Source organism: Staphylococcus coagulans (assembly GCF_022557135.1).
GTDB lineage: Bacteria > Bacillota > Bacilli > Staphylococcales > Staphylococcaceae > Staphylococcus > Staphylococcus coagulans.
Map to the genome: position 1 here is coordinate 301,077 of NZ_CP092966.1, position 18,504 is coordinate 319,580.

Sequence of the window (18,504 nt, forward strand, 5' to 3'; positions counted from 1 at the left end):
AATGAACAAATGAGGTGATTTGATGGTGGATACAGACATTCGTGAGGCGATAGAGAAAGGCGACATCACAGTAGGAATCGAACTCGGTTCAACTCGTATCAAAGCAGTTGCGATTGATAATTCGACACGGTCAATCGCAAAGGGAAGTTATGAATGGACGCAACAGTTGAATGCAGGCTACTGGTCTTTATCGCTCGATGAAGTATGGCGTGGCTTGCAAGAAAGTTATCACCGTATGTCCCAGGAAATATATGATCGGTATCGCATCCGTTTGAAAAAGCTTGCGGCTCTTGGCATCAGTGGGATGATGCACGGTTACTTAGCTTTTGATCAAGAGGGGGGATTATTAGTTCCTTTTCGTACGTGGCAAAATAATTATGCACGAGAAGCAGGTGCAAAGTTAACACATCAATTTCAGTTCAATGTTCCAGAACGTTGGAGTATTGCACAATACTATCAGTGTGTCTGCAATGGAGAAGCGCATGTGAAAGATGTGGCCTATCTGACAACGTTATCCGGTTATGTCCATTGGCAATTAACAGGTGAAAAAGCATTAGGGATAGGCGATGCATCTGGTATGTTTCCCATCGATGCGCAACAACATACATATCGAAAAGATTTAATGGCACAATTTGATACATTGATGGAGGGACAAGGTTTTTCTCAGTCTATTGAGTCGATTTTACCGAAAGTCTATCAAGCGGATGAGCGTGCGGGTCTATTAACCGCTACAGGTGCCAAACGATTGGATCCTGATGGTTTTTTAGAAGCGGGATGTGTGATGTGTCCGCCTGAAGGTGATGCAGGAACAGGGATGATTGCGACAAATAGCATCGCACCTAAGACTGGAAATGTGTCGGCAGGAACGAGTATATTTTCGATGATTGTCCTCGAACAACCCTTAAAGCAAGTAGATCCAGATGTGGATATTGTAATGACACCAGCTGGAGACGAGGTCGCGATGATTCATGCGAATAATTGTACGTCAGATATCAATCAATGGATGCATCTATTTGAAGAAGTTTTCCAAATTATGGGTGTCTCGTATGATAAAGAAACCCTGTGGACGCGACTGTTTGAACAGGCGACACAAGGGGATGACGATTTAGGTCAGTTGTTATCGTACGGTTATGTTTCGGGTGAATTTATTACTGATATCAAACAAGGCTTTCCACTGTTTATGCGTTTAGAAGAACGTGAATTGACACTTGCTAACTTTATGAAAACACATATTTATAGCGCGCTCAGTACGTTGAAAATCGGTGTGGATCGATTAAAAAAACAAGAAAATATTGCGCTTGATCGTATGACTGGTCATGGGGGTATTTTTAAAACTAAAAATGTTGTTCAGCGCTATTTAGCTGCTGCTTTAGAAACGCCAATCACTGTTATGGAGACAGCCAATGAGGGAGGCGCGTGGGGAATCGCAGTTTTAGCGCGTTACGTATTAGAAAACCACATGACCTTAGATGATTATTTAAACACGATTTTTACAGATAACTTGTATACGTCTACGTGGTCACCGCAACCCCAAGATATTGAAAGTTTTAAAGCGTATATTCAGCGCTTTGAAAAATATTTAACACTTGAACGAGATCTCAACAAAAAGCATTCTAAAACAAAATTTAATAACCATTAAATCGATCGCGTTGGTCCAGAAAAGAACGGTCTCTTTCAACAATTTAAAACGAACACACCCCATTGGATGTAGCAACAAAGATAAGGTTGGGATTCTGATAAATGTGGTATTTAGTAAATATATTTAATTTAGATAGAATATTTTTTGAAATCGTATTTATTGAGAGTATTCAACAAGATTTTTGTTGTTTTCTATAGAAAGTTGTATCAATCAATATGAAATTGGAGTGATTTTTATGAATAACTACGATTTAATCATTATTGGCTTTGGTAAAGGCGGCAAAACTTTAGCGAAGTTTGCTGCACAACAAGGACAAAAAGTGGCAGTCGTTGAGCAATCTGCTGAAATGTACGGAGGGACTTGTATTAATGTCGGTTGCATCCCTTCAAAAGTTCTAGTACATGACGGCTTAACATCTGCTTCATTTGTAGAAAGTATGCATCGTAAACAAAATGTCGTAGAAGGGCTGAACCAAAAAAATTATCATATGCTAGCAGATGAGCCAACAATTGATGTGATTAATTTAACGGCCAAGTTTGAAACAGATAAAGAAATTAATTTGTTGGATACAGAAGGAAGAACCGTTCAGCGTATAACAGGCACAAATATTGTTGTAAATACAGGGGCAACACCCATCATGCCACCAATTGAAGGTATCCATACTTCTGAACGTGTGTTTGACTCTAAAGGGATCATGAACCTTACGACTCAGCCCAAACGCCTTGTTATTATAGGTGGTGGTTATATCGCACTTGAATTTGCATCGATTTTTGCTAATTTCGGGACTGAAGTAACCGTATTAGCAAAAGAACATCATATTTTAGGTCGAGAAGATTCAGAAGTTGCAACACAAGTAGAACATGATTTGACACAAAAAGGGATTCATTTTGTTTATCAAGTTGAGACAGAAGCAATCGTTGACCAAGACAAAACAACAATCGTAAAAACAAATCAGGGTGACTTTGAAGCAGAAGCTGTGTTAATTGCGACAGGTCGAAAACCGAATACGGCGCATTTAAACCTTGAAGCTGTCGGCGTACAATTGGGAGAACGTGGTGAGATTGTAGTGAATGAGAAGCGACAAACTACGATTGATCACATATACGCAATTGGTGACGTCAATGGCGATATGCAATTTACTTATATTTCGTTAGACGATTTTAGAATTATAAAGTCTCAACTCTTTGGCGACGGTTCGCGCACAACGGCACAACGTGGTAATGTGCCTTATACTGTTTTTATCGATCCGCCTCTTGCTCGTGTGGGAATGACGGCTGAACAAGCGCGCCAAAAAGGGAAAGAGATTCTGGAAAACACTGTTGCGGTTAATACGCTGCCTCGTCATAAGATTAATAATGACGCACGAGGCATATTTAAGACCGTTGTAGATAAACAAAGTCAACAAATTTTAGGAGCCACATTATATGGCTTACAGTCAGAAGAATTAATCAATCTTATTAAATTAGCCATGGATCAAAAACTCCCTTACACCGTTTTGAGAGATCAAATGTATACGCATCCAACAATGGCTGAAGCATTGAATGACTTGTTTAATCTGTAATTCAGTTCAATGATAGAAAATAAATATAAAAAAGGATGCGGGACATAAAATTTTTGATAACTTTGCCTTCTTGAACGTGATTGTTTAGGGACTGTGACCCCCTCGGAAAGCAAAGTCATATCGTACGAAGTTTTATCATAAAAAGGAAGCGCTAAGATGATTTTCTAGTAAAAATCATCTTAGCGCTATATTTATTTTGGGATCTATCTCTCAGTGACCTTATATGAGATGACAAGAAAAGCAGCGTTTTCGTGTTATACTTTAAAATTGTTTATTCTTGACGATTGATTTCAAAGAATTCGACTGCGTTGCCACGAAGAATACCATCAATTTTATCAGCTTCAATACCGCTGTTTTTAATATAGTCTACCGCACGTGTATATTTTTTATCTTGGAAATATGGAAAGTCGCTTCCCATCATTAAGCGCTCAGCACCAAAGGTTTCAATCGTGTTGATTAATGAAGGCCCATGAAAATTGGCTGTATCAAAGTAAAATTGACGATTTAAGATTTCCCAAGGACTTGTTTCAAAAGCATTCCAGTCTTCGTAGTTATCTTCAATACGTTGCATAAAGAAAGGCAACGCCCCTCCTAAATGTGAAATATGAAATTTAATGTTAGGATATTTTTGTGGAATATTGTTTTTGAGTAAATGCAATGCCACAAAAGTCGCTTCTAAAGGAGCGCCGATGACCCAATGTAATTGGAAATCATTGACCATTGGTGATTGAGCACCGCAACCCGTAGGATGAACGTAAAGTGTCGCATGTTGGTCATTCATTGCTTTGAAAAAAGGTTCGAATTGTAAATCAGCAACAGACACTTTATCTTTGACGAGTGTCGGAATGGCAATGCCTATAAATTCATCTTTAGCTAATAGCGCTTTAGCTTCTTCAATGGCTTGATTGATATAGGGAAGTGACACGGCGCCATATGCTAAAAAACGTTCTGGATATTTTTGTACGAGTGATTCATACAATCCATTAATCATTTCTGCCGAAACTTTGGCTTCTTCTTGATTTCCCCACTGTGGCGATTGCGGTGTGGCTGAAATGATTTGTTTTTCAACTCCCGCATCATCCATCATTTTAAAACGTTTTTTTAAGTCTTCTTCTGAGTCGGATTGGTTAATCCCTTTTGCAACCTCTGTACCTTGACTGCCGAGTTTGCCTAAACGCTCTAAGTAAGCTTCACTCCATAAGTGTGCATGCGTATCAATTGCTTTTATATTAGTCATGCTCACAATCATCTCCATTTCAAATTTACAATGTATCGTTGAGAATCGAATTTCTCAAAACGATTGTCGAAGCGTCAGTGTCTTATTTTACATGGCTTCTTAGACGTCATGTATACTAACTAAGGTGTAAGGTATTGTAATTATACCCACATAACATACATTTACCCAATAAAGTAGAATAACAATCGCATATTTTACTTTTTGAAAGTATCAATCAGTGTTAACGTATTTAATAGGAAATATTTACCAGCAGATTGTGTTGCTTTATAACCGTGACCGGCTTTAATGTGTTGGTACATTGCAACGCTCATAATGAGATTAATCATTACAGCACCGAGACGTACAAATTTCACACCTGCTTTACCAAATGTAGAAGTTAATAATAAGATAGAACCTACAATTTCAAATACCCCAGCAATTTGCATCAAGTTTTTGTTTATATTAAATGCTTCTTTAAATTGTGTTGCCATTGCTTCATCATTTCTCACTTTTGGCAAACCACTTTTAATAATATCCTTTGCAACGTAAGCGTTAATCGCATGATTTAATAACATCATACAACCTCCTAATTTTTTAATTTGATGATTCTTTTTTTGATACACGAAGGGCAATGAGTGTCCCAATTAAGCTTAGAAATGCAACCACTTTATACGTCCATTGCAATCCAAAAATGTGACTGGCAACAGTGCTACCTCCATGTCCCATAGCGAGTTGTGTTAGTAACGTAACCAGTAACCCCGTTCCAATCGCAGCAGAAATTTGACGTAACGTGTTATTCATTGCAGTCCCATGCGGGATGAGTTCTCTTGGTAGAGCATTAAGTGCTTCAGTTGTCATTGGCACCATAATGCCAGAGTTACCCAACATCATCACTAAAAATGATAAGACGATATAAGTGATAGATGATTCTGCATTTAAAAACGAGAGAAGCAATGTGCCGATAAAAATAAGCGTCATCCCACTCACTGCGAGAATGCGTCCGCCAATGATGTCATACAATTTACCTGTCACAGGTGAAAGGAGCCCCATCACCAGACCACCCGGGAGTAAAATGAGACCGGATTGAAGCGGCGTTAAGCCACGCATCGTCTGCATATAGATTGGAAGTATTGTCAATGTCCCGATAAATATCAAAAACATCAGAATGACTAAACTAATTGGTATCGTAAAAGCCCGATATTGAAACACACGTATTTCAAGCATAGGTGTCTCTAATTTAAGCTGTCTCATAACAAAAGTGACCAATGTCACGACGGCTACGAGAAGTGTTAAATAAATGATAGGATTGCCCCATCCAAATTGACTGGCTGAACTAAAGCCGAATAATAAACCGCCAAATCCAACCGTTGATAATATCACGGATAAAATATCAAGTTTCGGTTTGGATAATTCAGTCAGATTCATCATTTTAAAATAACCGAATAATAAATCAATCACTGAAATGATGAGTATGATTAAAAATAAATAGCGCCAATCAAATGCAGTAACAAACCAACCTGCAGCAGTAGGCCCGATTGCTGGCGCAAAACCAATGACTAATCCGAAAAGCCCCATGGCCATACCGCGTTTTTCTAATGGAAAGACAAGGAATAAAAACATTTGTGTCAGTGGCATCAAAATCCCTGCACCCATTGCTTGAATCGCCCGACCTACTAAAAGTAATGTGAAGTTAGGCGCGAGCATACATAATAAGGAACCCACGACGAATAACAGCATAGCTGTAAAGAATAACCGTCTTAATGAAAAACGCTGTGTAAGATAAGCGGTTATCGGAATCATAATCCCGTTTACAAGCATGAAGATGGTCGTTAACCATTGTGCAGTGCCACTTGTAAGACGAAATTCCTCCATTATTTTAGGAATCACAGTCGTCATTAAAGTTTGATTGAGTACTGCAATAAAAGCACCAATCATCATCATTGCGATTGCAGGAATATGATGTTGCATCGAATCGTTCGAAGTAGCCCTATCCGACATATACGTCACCTCTTTCTAAACGGAATTGACTATCACTTATTTTAAGCGGAATGCATTCCATTTGTCAAATTTGCAAATTCCATTTAATATTAGAGGCATAAAAAATAAGGAGGCCATTATGGATATACAAAATATAGAGAAGAAATTAGAAATCAATGAACAAAAACAATTCAAAGGTCGTGTTGAAGCGCTCAATTACTATACACGACAATTTATGTATCATGTCCCGTTTGAAAATTTGGATGTCCAAAATGGTGTTCGTATTTCAACAGAATTGGACGATTTGTATGACAAGCTCATCAAGCGTAATCGTGGTGGGTATTGTTATGAAAACAATACATTCTTTGGTGCTTATCTCGAAGAAAAAGGCTTTGATACGCATTTTGTAGGTGCAACGATTCATACACCTAATGGCGGTCGGAGTCGATTTGGGACGCATATGTCATTGATTGTAGAAATAGAAGGTGAAAGTTACGTTGCTGATGTAGGCTTTGGAGATTTACCTGCAGATGCCCTTCATGTCACACATGACGGTTCAGATATTGTGGAAGATATTGGAGGTACTTATCGTGCAGTATATATTGATGACACTATTCAAGTTCAAAAATGGGTCGATGAAGAATGGCAAACGAAATACGAAGCAGAGCCACAAGCACGCGATTTAGACTATTTTTCTGACAACATCGAATACAATCAAACCAATCCTAATTCTGTATTCGTCAAACGACTTATTGTCACAATGCCTAAGCCATACGGTAGAGCAACAATGTCTCACGAAAATTTAACGATTTCAAAAGAAGGCAAGAAAGAAAAACACGATGTGACATCCGTAAATTACAAAGCAATTTTGAAAAAATACTTTGGATTAGACGTTACTGTATCACGTTTGGAGCAAGATACAGAAGAATAAGACAAAGGTGTGTTGCATATGACAAGCAAAGAGACGACAAAACGTTTAGACGCACGTAGAAACGAGAAAATGATATTAGAAACAGCAACAAAAATGATTGGCGAAAATGATGATATCAAATCTATCAGTATGTCGGCGATTGCAAAGGAAGCAAACGTAGGCGTAGGGACATTATATCGTCATTTTGATAGTAAATCGATGCTATGTCGAGCAGTGATCGATGACCAAATCGATGATATGTTCATAGAAATTGAACATTTTTTGTCACAAAATGAAGATGCACCATTGCATAAAAGGATTTATGGTGCACTAGCCATTTTTTTAGATTTGAAAGAGCGCAATTTAAAATTACTGAGCTTTATTGAAAAGAACGGCTTAAAAGCGAATGCGACAAATGCTGCACCTTTTTATGGTGACTTGTACCGCATTATACAACAAGAGATTGAAAAATCTAGAAATATTGAAAACATAGAATTGAAGTTGGATATGTTATTCAACGCTTTTTCTTCAGACATTTATATGTATGAACGATTTACACGCGGTTATACAAGAGAAGCGTATTTAGAGAAATTACTCAAAATATATTTAAAATAAATGGAGGCTTTTAAATGATAGACTTTAAAAAAACAGCGTTAATTTTAGTAGATATACAAAAAGGGATTGTCGCTTTAGACGGTGCACCGCATTCAACTGAATCGGTAGTGAACCATGCGAATCAAGTGATTGAACAATTCCGTGCGCATAATGGCTTTATTGCTTTTGTACATGTGGCTTTTTACGATGGTAAAGACAAACTTCAACCGAATGCGATGGTGCAACTGCCTGACGAATCTGATCCTACTTTTTCTGATTTCCCAGAGCAATTGGATTATCGTGAAGGAGATTACGTCGTAACGAAAAGACATTTTAGTGGCTTTTTTGGAACGGATTTAGATTTACAGTTGAGACGCCGTGGCATTGATACGGTAGTCATTGGTGGCATTTCTACGCATATGGGTGTTGATACAACAGCACGAGACGCTTATCAGTACGGTTATAATCAATACTTTTTAACAGATATGATGACAGCACCGGCTGAACATCTGCATGATTTTTCTGTTAACTATACTTTCCCAGTGATGGGACAAACAATGACAACCCAAGCTTTTTTGGATCAGTTGTCTTAAACAAACATATAGTTGTGTTTCATATGTCATAGGACTGTAGATAGGTGAATCAGTGTTGTTTCGTGCACTAATCAATGAGAGATAAAGAGAGGTTTTGTCAATGAATTTTGAAGCATTGGAATCGCACATTGGACTCACAGCCTCAGAAAAAGAAGGGAACACCCTTGAAGATTTAACATCATATATCCGAAAATTTTTATATACAATTCCGTTTGAAGCGATTGATATTTATAATGGAAGAACGATTTCAACAGATGTGCAAACGAATATTGATAAATTTACAAAAAAACATCGTGGCGGTTTATGTTATGAAAATAATGTCGTCACAAACGCTTATCTGACAGCACGAGGCTTTGATACGATAATGGTTGCTGGGTATGTGAAACCCCCTAAACGAGATTGGAAGAAGCGGGCGACGCATTTAACAAATATCGTTACTATCGATCATCAGCATTATTTGGCAGATACCGGATTTGGTCATTTTCCGAGTCAGCCTATTCCATTGACTGGTGAAGTGGTTGAAGATGAAGACGACTTTTATCGTATTATTTACGATGGTGATTCTCAAAGTTATTACGTTCAGACAACAAAGCAAGCTAAAGAAAATTGGATGGACCTATTGAATTTTAAGCGTGAGCCACGAGCTTTAATCGATTTTATGAGAGATTTTGATTATACGGTTTTTAATCCACAATATAATTTTAAACATCATTTGCTCATTAATAAAAAAACTGATAACGGTCATATCACAATGACAGAAAATCATGTCAATATCATTAAAAATGGGCAAAAACAACAAATTGATGTCACACCTATCAACTATCAAGCGTTATTAAAACAATACTTTAATATTGAGACTACGATTCCAGCCTTAGAACAATAAAGGATGTCGTCACTTCTATCTTAGATAAGAGGTGACGGCTTTTTTTAATACGTCATTTGCTAACGTGACTAAATGGGGAGACATTGCGCTTCATTGTACAAATGTACAGTACAATCTACGAGTGATTTTGAGTAGAAAATGAATTTGATTGTAAATGTAATAGGTTGTACTTCAAAAAATAAACGCTAAAATCGTTGTCATTTTCAACTTTTACAGGTATCTATGGATATTTTAAGAAGCGTTTCATTTAAGGTTGATACACATCATCTTATGCTTTTGAAGCATAAGTTGTACATAGAAAGCATTAGGCAAATGCATATTTAAGGAGAGGTTTTCTCAATTGATAAGAGGAAATGTGAACCTTAAGCGTGCAAGGATTTTCACATAAAAATACATTTTTTAATCATACAACAAAGTGAAACACACTTTTAAACTGAAATATAAAAGATTGAAAAAATTTTAAGACCATAATAAAATAATCCGCATACTCAAATCGTTTAGTTTTTTATTTTGAAAAAATTATATACTAAAGGAGTAAAAATAATTTTGTCTGAGTTTGTTGTTCGTTGTCATAGCAGTATTAATTAAGAAGAGGATCGATATAAAAAGATTGAAATACTTTTCAATTTGAATTTGTTTTCTCTATGGCAGTATGAAGTTTGAAGCGATACTTTACTATTATACAAATGCAAATTTAAAAATAATGAGGAATTGGGGAGGTGTTTATTTTGGTGAATGAGAAATTTTTTGACAGGCCAAATAAACGCAATCAAAATCATATCGGTAGAAAAACTTTCGCAATAACGACATTATGCATGGGTTCAATATTATTGTTGGGACTACATACACATGATGCTGAAGCTGCAGAAATGCCCAACGTGCCAGTTGAACGTGAAACACAAATAGCATCTACTGGCGACCAAACTAAAGAAAATAGTGATTCAATACCAGAAAATCAGAAGCAAACATTGCCAAATGCGGAAACGCGCACACCCAGAGCAACATCGCTAAAACAAGGCGATGTGTCGGGTAAACAAGCAAGTGATAATCAAAAGACACAAATCTCAAAGCCTCAATCTCAAGTGCTTCAAGCACCTATATCAGCACCACAAATGTCCGAAGCAACGAATCATAGGCAACCCGAAATGCGCCAGCCTGATTCGTTAGTGACACAAAATCAGCCTCAAGATGTTGAACAAAAATATACGAATCATTTCCCTTCAGCACGCACTGCATCACAAATGTCTAAAACCAATGTTACTCAGATTGGTCAGCGTGCAAAGAGCGCTATCAATAAAAGTGGGAGTCAAGATGACGACGTAAAAGGCAAACCTTACCGAATTGGTAATCAAGTTTGGGAAGATCTTAACCGTAATGGTAAGCAAGATAAGGGTGAGCCGGGCGTTGCCAACGTAAAAGTAAGATTAACAGATAAAAATAAAGAGACATTAAAAGAAACATATACAGATCCTAATGGTCGTTATGTATTTACAGACATGCCAAACGGCCGTTATTATATCTTTTTTGACATTCCTAAAGGTTATACACCGACAATCGCATTTGCGAGAGGAACCACAACTGAAAATGACTCGAATACGCGAATCGACCTTGTGGATATTAACAATAAAGATGACTTAAGTTTTGATTTTGCGCTCTATAAAGATCTAACTTTATCTGAATCTAATACAGATACCAAAACTGAAAAGCCAAATCAGCAAGTTCCACCAGTGCTAAAGCCACAAACGCCGGAGAATCCAACACCACAAGAGCGGGAAATGCCTAATAAACCAAAGGCATCGACACCACAAGAATCAGAAGTGCCAAAACACCCAGAGAGTCCAACAGAAACAGAAGCGCCCAAACAACCAGAGAATCCAACACCACAAGAACAAGAGACACCACAACAAACAGAAAGCTCAAAAACTAAAAATCCGGAATCTCACAAGGGTGTGACACCTGAAGAAATAGATACAGCGCACGTTTCGTATAGACTTATGAATATGTCTGTACAAGAACCATCATCTAAAAATTCGTATGTGATCCCTTCGGAAAAAGATGCACGTACATTCGTAAAAGAGTTAGAGTCTACAGCAGAGAAACATAAGAATAAACATCAAAAGGATAGTCATCAACATAAGGACAATCATAAGCACCCACACAAACGTGCTCTACCTGAAACCGGCATGAAACGGACACCGAAATCATTTTGGGGATTACTATTACTTGCGATTGGTATTCTTTTTACAATTGGACAACGTTCGGGAAGAAAATAAATATAGAGAAAGCAGGTAACTAACGTTGCCTGTTTTTTGATGAAGAAATAAGAGTAGGTTTTTTCATATTTAGATTAATGTGAGTTTTTTAAGTGATGTATGACAGTAGATGACTCAACTGAGGGGAACACTTACTTGTCCTCAATTCGAACCATCCATGTTAAGCGAACGGATTGATTAGATCCGCGTGTAAGTATAAGTATAGGGTATTAGTAATGACTTTTTAATTGATAATGAATTAGTTTGAGTTTTTTGATGGTTAACTAAATAACCTCCAAAGGCAATAGTTAATCTTCCTAATAAAGTTGTACTGAAAAGTGATTCACTTTTATCTATTTGAGGTAAAGTTTTGATTGTTGAAGCTTCACTTGAATGTTTTTCAGCTGATTAATGACCTATTTGAGAATTGTTTCACTTACATCATTTGATTGTGATGATAAAAATGGTGCTTCATCGGCTAAACATGCTCTGACGTCAATAACGTGCTTGTTAAAACGATAGAGCCTACCCCAATGCTGAATTTTCGAATACTAAATGATTGAATCTTTTCCATATCTATTAAACTCCTTTTAATGATGGTGTTTACCTATTTCAAAATACAATATAGGTATTAAATATATGCACTTTATATAGCATTTTAAAATAGAATGTTAATACTCTAATAAAATAAATATATATTATAAAAATCTCCATTATAATTTTACTCTTTTATCGCCTTATCCCATTTTATAATTATTAACTTTAAGTTAATAATTTCATTGTTATAACAATAAAAACGAGCAAAAACAAGCCTCTTCAATGGCACCAAATTATAAGAATCTTAACTTTTTATTATTCTAATGAAATATCAAAAATAGAATGTATAATTAAATTATCTTAAATAAAATCATTCTTAAATTGACCAATCATATTTATTTAAATGAAATGAATTTCGCCATTAATTATTAGGAGCAGTGATATAAGTGGAAAACAAAAAGCGTATCAAAAGCAAACATCTAGAAAGTAAACACAACCGTTATGGTATTCGCAAAAGTACAGTTGGCACAGCGTCACTAGTTGTAGGCGCAATTTTAGTTTTCGGTGCTCAAAATGATGCACAAGCAGCTGAAAGCGAAACGAAAGAGGCGGTACAGCATGTCGCTGTAGAAAATACGGATACATCAAAAGTAGAAGAAAACTCTCAAGTAGTAGTAGCATCTCAACAATTAGAAAAGGATGCACCATCACAATTCGTTTCAGAAATAAAGCCACAAGCACAACAAATTGATCAAAAACAAGCAGACGCGACTTCAAATGAAGTTCAATCACAAAATCAAGCTAAAAATCGTGACATTGAGCCAGAAAAAGAACATGCAGTTGTTGATAACAATGTGGTTTCTCAATCTAACAGCCAAGTCGTTGCACATCAACCATCTACAAACACACATGAAAAAGAAGCGCATTCTTCAAAACCTGAAGTAGAAAAAGCTGAAAACTTCCGTATTGGTGATCGAGTTTGGGAAGATGTCAATAAAAATGGCAAACAGGACGCAGGTGAGCCAGGTGTCGCAAATGTGAAAGTAGAGTTGAGAGACAAGAATCGACAATTATTACAAACCGTTCATACAAATGGCAACGGTGAATATATTTTTACTGGTGTCAAAAAAGGGGCTTATCTTATACAATTCCACACCCCTGAAGGCTATACACCTACACGCATACATGAACATCAAACAACACCTGAAAATGATTCAAATGGTAGAGTGACACTCGTAGATATTACAGATAAAGATGACTTGAATGCGGATTTTGGTATTTTCAAAAAATCAAATGAAGCAGAAAAAACCTACAAAATAGGCGATTTTGTATGGGAAGATATCAATAAAAATGGTAAACAAGATGTAGGCGAACCAGGTATTGCTGGCGTAACTGTTATTATTTTAAATGATAAAGAAGAGGAAGTCGGTCGTACAGTAACAGATGCGCAAGGTCACTACGTTTTCAATCATATTAAGAATGGAAGATATTCAGTACTTTTTGAAACACCAAAAGGATACGAACCAACGATTGACCGTGCACCGAATGTCACACAAGATTTAGATTCTAATTACATAAGTTCAGTTGTTGATATCAAAGATGGTGATAATTTAACAATTGATAGTGGTTTCTTTAGAACGCATCCAGCACCACCTGCGCCAGAGGAACCGAAAAAGCCGGAAGAACCTAAAGCACCTGAACAACCAAAACAACCAGAACATCCAGAAAAACCAGCACCAAAAGTACCAGAAAAGCCTATGGATCCAAAAGAACAGACACCAGAGCAACCGAAAACGCCAGAAAAACCTATTAAACCTAAGGAACTCGTGCCATCACTACCGAAAGCACCAGAAGACTCAGCAAAACCAAAAGAACTTATCCCTGCATTACCAGAAGCGCCGGGACATGACATACAACAGCCAAGAGATAAAGAAATCGTGATTCCTTCACAACCGCTAGTGCCAAGTGAAACAGAAAAAACTGATAAAAAAGTCAATCCGCAACGCACATTACCAAACACAGGTAAGGAAGAAACCGACACAACATTGTGGGGTTCACTTTTAATCAGTTTAGGCACACTGTTTGCTGTTGTGAGACGTCCCAAAAGAGCGAATAAAGAATAATTAAAATAACATCAAAATTAGAATGGGTTGAGACATTTAATCATCTCAACCCATCCATTTTATAAATAACCTATTCATCCTAGTTATCTTTATTAAAGCGGGACGATGAAGTCAATCAGATTTCTGTCCCGCACTTTTATGTGCAATTTATGACAATGAATCCTTTACGTGTGATTCATCGTTTACAAATTTTTTAAGTACTTTTGTTAAAGATGCCTCTGCTTCTTGATCAAAGACGTAATGACCCTCCTCAACATAAGAAATATGCTGATCAAGAATAAAACGACCTTTATGAATTGTATCCGCACCTAACTCTTTAATGACAGGATCCAAACTATACTGCATCGCAAGTGTGTGTGCAAATGAGCCACCAACGGCTAGAGGTAAAACAGTTTTACCTGTAAAAGCACCACGTGGTAATAAATCTAAATATGTTTTCAAAATCCCTGAATAAGCTGCTTTAAATACTGGCGAGACGATGACGATACCGTCTGAGTTTTCGATTGATTGATGTGTTGCAGTAACCGATTCACTTGTAAAATCAGCTGTGATTAATGCTTTAGCATCTAATTGATGCACTTGAATGACTTCTGTCTCTATTCCTCTTTGATTAAGAAACTGCTCTGTATAGTCAATAACACCTGTCAATCGAGATGCCACCTTATGACCACCTGCAATAATCGTTACTTTTGACATTTAAAGTCCCCCTTTATTTAATTTCACAAAGACTTAACCGTGAAAATTTTGTATTAACCACGATTCATACCACAAGTATAACATTTCCTCATTTAACATTAATGTATATTTTTAACTGATTCTCCAAAACCTTCATTATTTTAATAACTGAGTTTTTTAATTTTAATAACATTGTCAACATAAATATTTGAATAATTATAAACTTATGGCAATAAACTATTTATAATATATTATTATTTTATAAAAATGCTATAGTAAGGGATTACAAAATTCTATATGTAATATTTATAAAAAATGTGTAATTAATGACATATTATGTCTACCCTTTTTATTACAATGAGAGTATGTCATGAGGAGGAGCATATGAATCAACCTTATCGATTATTGTCAATATACACCGATCTTGCCTTAGGAAGAAAGATAAATAAAGCGAATTTAGCTCAAGAATGGGGGGTAAGCAGTAGAACAATACAGCGAGACATTTCACTTATTCGTAGTTATATTCACGAAAGTGAAGATTGGCTAATAGTAGATGATCCAATAATATACAATAATGAAAGTGATAGCTATTACTTAAATGCTGATATTCAAAAAATAAAATGCAATACATATTATAATCATCTTAACCAAAAGTGTTGCAGTAAATTTGAAATGAGTAAATTTAAAATTAACAATAAAATTTAGAGGTCTAATAAAATATGTTTTAAATGTAATATAAAAATGACAAGACTTAAATATAGTTAGGAAAACACTTCGAATAAAGTGATATTAAGATTGTTCTTTAATTTAAAACAAAATTATAGCTTTAAGATCAATTTAGTGAGAAAAGGACGATTCTCAAAGAGCCATATTGCAGACAATTTATAAAATTAATAAAAATATTAACCCAAACACTTCGCTATACTCCGATATAATTTAATTCTTCGAAATATAATGTGCTGCATACTAGTAAATTGTATGGCTAAAATTTTAGCTGTTATCTCTTTAATCATACCGCCATAAAATGATATATTTTATAAATTTGTATACTCTAAATTAAATGTAAACATGCTAACCTGACAAATGACATAAGTAAACTACGCGTTTTAAACCTAAATAGGTTGTTCATAAGTATATTTTTTACAAATAAGCACAAGCTAAATCGAATATTATATAATAACGTAGCTTTTGCAATCTATAGTTATTTAATAAAAAGATTATTTTAAATATAATTTCTTAAACAATAAAAACTTAAAGAAAAATTAATACTACACAATATTTAATTGTGCTATTATTTAGTTATGGAAAATAATTGGAGGGATTAAATGAAAAAGTTTGATTTTTTACCTAACAGGCTTAATAAATTCTCTATTAGAAAATTTACTGTGGGTATTGCATCTGTTTTAGTTGGTTCTACTTTAATACTTGGAATTAATCAAAAAGAAGTTAGTGCATCAGAAACTCAAAGAAATGAAAACGTAATTGTGGAAGAACCAAATAGTGATTCAAGTGTAAATGAAGGAATTGAAAATAATCAAAAAATTCCGATTTCAGAAAAAGAAATAGAAAAAACGACAGAATCATTGAATGAAGAAAATGAGCCAATGAGCGCTACAGAGGTACCAGAAGAAAAAGTTGAAAGTCATAACCCAAAAACTTTAAATAATAAAGAAGAAAAAGTTATTGAAACTCCTGATTATGAATCAGAAGAAAATAAACATCGTGCTGTACAAAATAGAGGAAAAGAAACTGATATCGTAATTCAGAACAAAGAAAAGCAAACAGAAAAATCACAGAGCCAAATGAGTAATGAGCCTGAGGTAAAAAATTCTTTAGAAAAGCCTAATGATAATACAGCTTATGCACCTGAAACGTCTACTATACAGAATGAAATCGAAAGTACTCAAGGAGAAACTGGACCTAAACCAACAGTTAGAAAAGCTCCAGAAGTACAAATGGGTGAAACAAAACAAATCGTAGATAAGAAAAACAGTAAGGAAACTGACTGGGTTGAAAAGAATAACAGTGATGAATTAAATGTAGAAAGAAATTTATCAAAACAGCCTAAATTAAATAAAATAAAATCAGCCGATACAAATGCTGTGTCAACTCTTGATTTATTAAACAATGGTACAAGTAATAGCAATGAAAAAGGTCTCAAGACACCAAAAGCATCCTTGAGGGAAACAACAAGTAATCGATTAAATACAAGAATGAGATCGGTTAGCTTTTTTAGAGCTGCAGCTTTAACTGATGTTAATAAAAATGTTAATGATAAAGTGAAAGTATCTAATATTGATATTGCGATTGCACCACCACACACCAACCCTAAAACTGGTAAAGAAGAGTTTTGGGCAACTTCTTCATCAGTATTAAAACTAAAAGCAGACTATGATTTAGATGATAGTATCAAAAAAGGTGATCAATTTACAATTAAATTCGGTCAAAATATACGACCAGGTGGCTTGAATTTGCCTAGACCTTACCATTTTTTATATGATAAGGATAAAAAACTAGTAGCAACAGGGAACTACGACAAAAATACAAACACTATCACATACACTTTTACTGATTATGTAGATAAATATCAAAATATAAAAGGTAGTTTTGAAATGAATGCATTTTCTAGAAAAGAGAATGCAACGACAGATAAAACTGCTTATCCAATGGAAGTAACAATTGCAAATCAAAAATATAGTGAAGATATTATCGTGGATTATGGTAATAAAAAGCAGTCACCTATAATATCGAGTACTGAGTACATTGATTTAGATGGCAGTAGAAAGATGACAACGTACATTAATCAAAACGGTAGTAAGAAAACTATTTATCGTGCTAGTATGCAAGTTGATTTAAATGGTTATAAATTCGACCCATCTAAAAATAATTTTAGAATATATGAAGTAAGTAATACTAACCAATTTGTGGATAGCTTTTCACCAGATGTGAGAAACTTAAAAGATGTCACTAATCAATTTAAAATCCAGTATAGCAATAATAACACTACAGCTAATGTAGATTTTGGAATTAATCTGTGGAATGGGAAAAGTTATATTGTACAACAAGTAGCTAATATAGATGATAGTAAAAATGTTGAAAAGGGTTCAGTTAATTATATTCTAAATACAATGGATATAAACAATAAAAAAACACCTTATTATCATAACAACAATTACTCTACTAGAAATGATAAATCAACGGCGCTAGGCGATGTTTATGAAAGCCAATCTATTAGTGAAAGTCAATCGGTTTCAGAAAGTCAGTCAGTTTCGGAAAGTGAAAGTCAATCAGTTTCAGAGAGTCAGTCAATTAGTGAGTCGATCAGTGAGAGTCAATCCATTTCGGAAAGTGAATCATTGAGTGAAAGCCAATCGATTTCAGAGAGTGAATCATCGAGCGAGAGTCAATCCATTTCGGAAAGTGAGTCAATTAGCGAAAGTCAATCTATTTCGGAAAGTGAATCAATAAGTGAGAGTGAATCCATCTCAGAGAGCGAATCATTGAGCGAGAGTCAATCGATTTCTGAAAGCGAATCGTTAAGCGA

General features: G+C 35.4%; 15 protein-coding genes. 10 read left to right on the top strand and 5 right to left on the bottom strand.

All coding sequences use genetic code 11. The features are described 5' to 3' along the window. Positions 1 to 22: 22 nt before the first annotated feature. The gene (locus tag KM149_RS01320; RefSeq protein WP_241415478.1) at positions 23 to 1,639 is read left to right on the top strand and encodes a xylulokinase; all 1,617 of its coding nucleotides are present in this window, start codon (positions 23 to 25) and stop codon (positions 1,637 to 1,639) included. A gap of 235 nt (positions 1,640 to 1,874) precedes the next feature. After that, positions 1,875 to 3,200: a hypothiocyanous acid reductase MerA gene (merA, locus tag KM149_RS01325; RefSeq protein WP_215021630.1), complete on the top strand. Its 1,326-nt coding sequence runs from the start codon at positions 1,875 to 1,877 to the stop codon at positions 3,198 to 3,200. A 271-nt stretch (positions 3,201 to 3,471) separates the two neighbouring features. On the opposite strand, the gene KM149_RS01330 is transcribed toward merA, so the two are convergent. From KM149_RS01330 to KM149_RS01340, 3 genes are all read right to left on the bottom strand, one after another. Further along, the gene (locus KM149_RS01330; RefSeq protein ID WP_182281065.1) at positions 3,472 to 4,437 is read right to left on the bottom strand and encodes an amidohydrolase family protein; all 966 of its coding nucleotides are present in this window, start codon (positions 4,435 to 4,437) and stop codon (positions 3,472 to 3,474) included. Between the two features lie 194 nt (positions 4,438 to 4,631). Then, positions 4,632 to 4,991, bottom strand: coding sequence for a DoxX family protein (locus tag KM149_RS01335; protein WP_060829301.1), 360 nt, complete (start codon positions 4,989 to 4,991; stop codon positions 4,632 to 4,634). 19 nt (positions 4,992 to 5,010) lie between these two features. After that, a complete protein-coding gene (locus tag KM149_RS01340; protein WP_216342111.1) occupies positions 5,011 to 6,414 on the bottom strand; it encodes a DHA2 family efflux MFS transporter permease subunit in 1,404 nt (467 codons plus the stop codon). A gap of 118 nt (positions 6,415 to 6,532) precedes the next feature. Between KM149_RS01340 and KM149_RS01345 the strand changes: the two genes are divergently transcribed. The 5 genes from KM149_RS01345 (at position 6,533) to KM149_RS01365 (ending at position 11,646) form a co-directional block, all read left to right on the top strand. Then, a complete protein-coding gene (locus KM149_RS01345) occupies positions 6,533 to 7,324 on the top strand; it encodes an arylamine N-acetyltransferase family protein (RefSeq protein WP_214971413.1) in 792 nt (263 codons plus the stop codon). 18 nt (positions 7,325 to 7,342) lie between these two features. Then, complete coding sequence (locus KM149_RS01350) at positions 7,343 to 7,918, top strand: TetR/AcrR family transcriptional regulator (RefSeq protein ID WP_165546192.1); 576 nt, start codon at positions 7,343 to 7,345, stop codon at positions 7,916 to 7,918. A 14-nt stretch (positions 7,919 to 7,932) separates the two neighbouring features. Beyond that, on the top strand, positions 7,933 to 8,490 hold the full coding sequence (locus KM149_RS01355) for an isochorismatase family protein (RefSeq protein WP_214971410.1): 558 nt from the start codon (positions 7,933 to 7,935) through the stop codon (positions 8,488 to 8,490). A 100-nt stretch (positions 8,491 to 8,590) separates the two neighbouring features. Then, positions 8,591 to 9,373 (top strand): arylamine N-acetyltransferase family protein, encoded by a 783-nt coding sequence (locus tag KM149_RS01360; RefSeq protein WP_214971407.1) that lies wholly within the window; start codon positions 8,591 to 8,593, stop codon positions 9,371 to 9,373. Positions 9,374 to 10,104: 731 nt separating this feature from the next. Further along, positions 10,105 to 11,646 carry an SdrD B-like domain-containing protein gene (locus tag KM149_RS01365; protein ID WP_241415575.1) on the top strand — a complete coding sequence of 514 codons (1,542 nt, stop codon included), beginning with the start codon at positions 10,105 to 10,107 and terminating at the stop codon, positions 11,644 to 11,646. Positions 11,647 to 12,103: 457 nt separating this feature from the next. On the opposite strand, the gene KM149_RS01370 is transcribed toward KM149_RS01365, so the two are convergent. Continuing rightward, on the bottom strand, positions 12,104 to 12,199 hold the full coding sequence (locus tag KM149_RS01370; RefSeq protein ID WP_214971401.1) for a YSIRK-type signal peptide-containing protein: 96 nt from the start codon (positions 12,197 to 12,199) through the stop codon (positions 12,104 to 12,106). 409 nt (positions 12,200 to 12,608) lie between these two features. Here KM149_RS01370 and KM149_RS01375 point away from each other — a divergent pair, with 409 nt between their 5' ends. Next, positions 12,609 to 14,285, top strand: coding sequence for an SdrD B-like domain-containing protein (locus tag KM149_RS01375; RefSeq protein WP_214971398.1), 1,677 nt, complete (start codon positions 12,609 to 12,611; stop codon positions 14,283 to 14,285). Positions 14,286 to 14,432: 147 nt separating this feature from the next. Here the strand turns inward: KM149_RS01375 and ssuE are convergent, their stop codons facing one another. Next, on the bottom strand, positions 14,433 to 14,981 hold the full coding sequence (gene ssuE, locus KM149_RS01380; RefSeq protein ID WP_214971394.1) for an NADPH-dependent FMN reductase: 549 nt from the start codon (positions 14,979 to 14,981) through the stop codon (positions 14,433 to 14,435). Positions 14,982 to 15,344: 363 nt separating this feature from the next. Between ssuE and KM149_RS01385 the strand changes: the two genes are divergently transcribed. Further along, complete coding sequence (locus KM149_RS01385; protein ID WP_214971391.1) at positions 15,345 to 15,665, top strand: HTH domain-containing protein; 321 nt, start codon at positions 15,345 to 15,347, stop codon at positions 15,663 to 15,665. A 620-nt stretch (positions 15,666 to 16,285) separates the two neighbouring features. After that, positions 16,286 to 18,504 (top strand): Ig-like domain-containing protein (locus tag KM149_RS01390; RefSeq protein WP_241415479.1); only part of this gene is annotated, 2,219 nt, incomplete at its 3' end.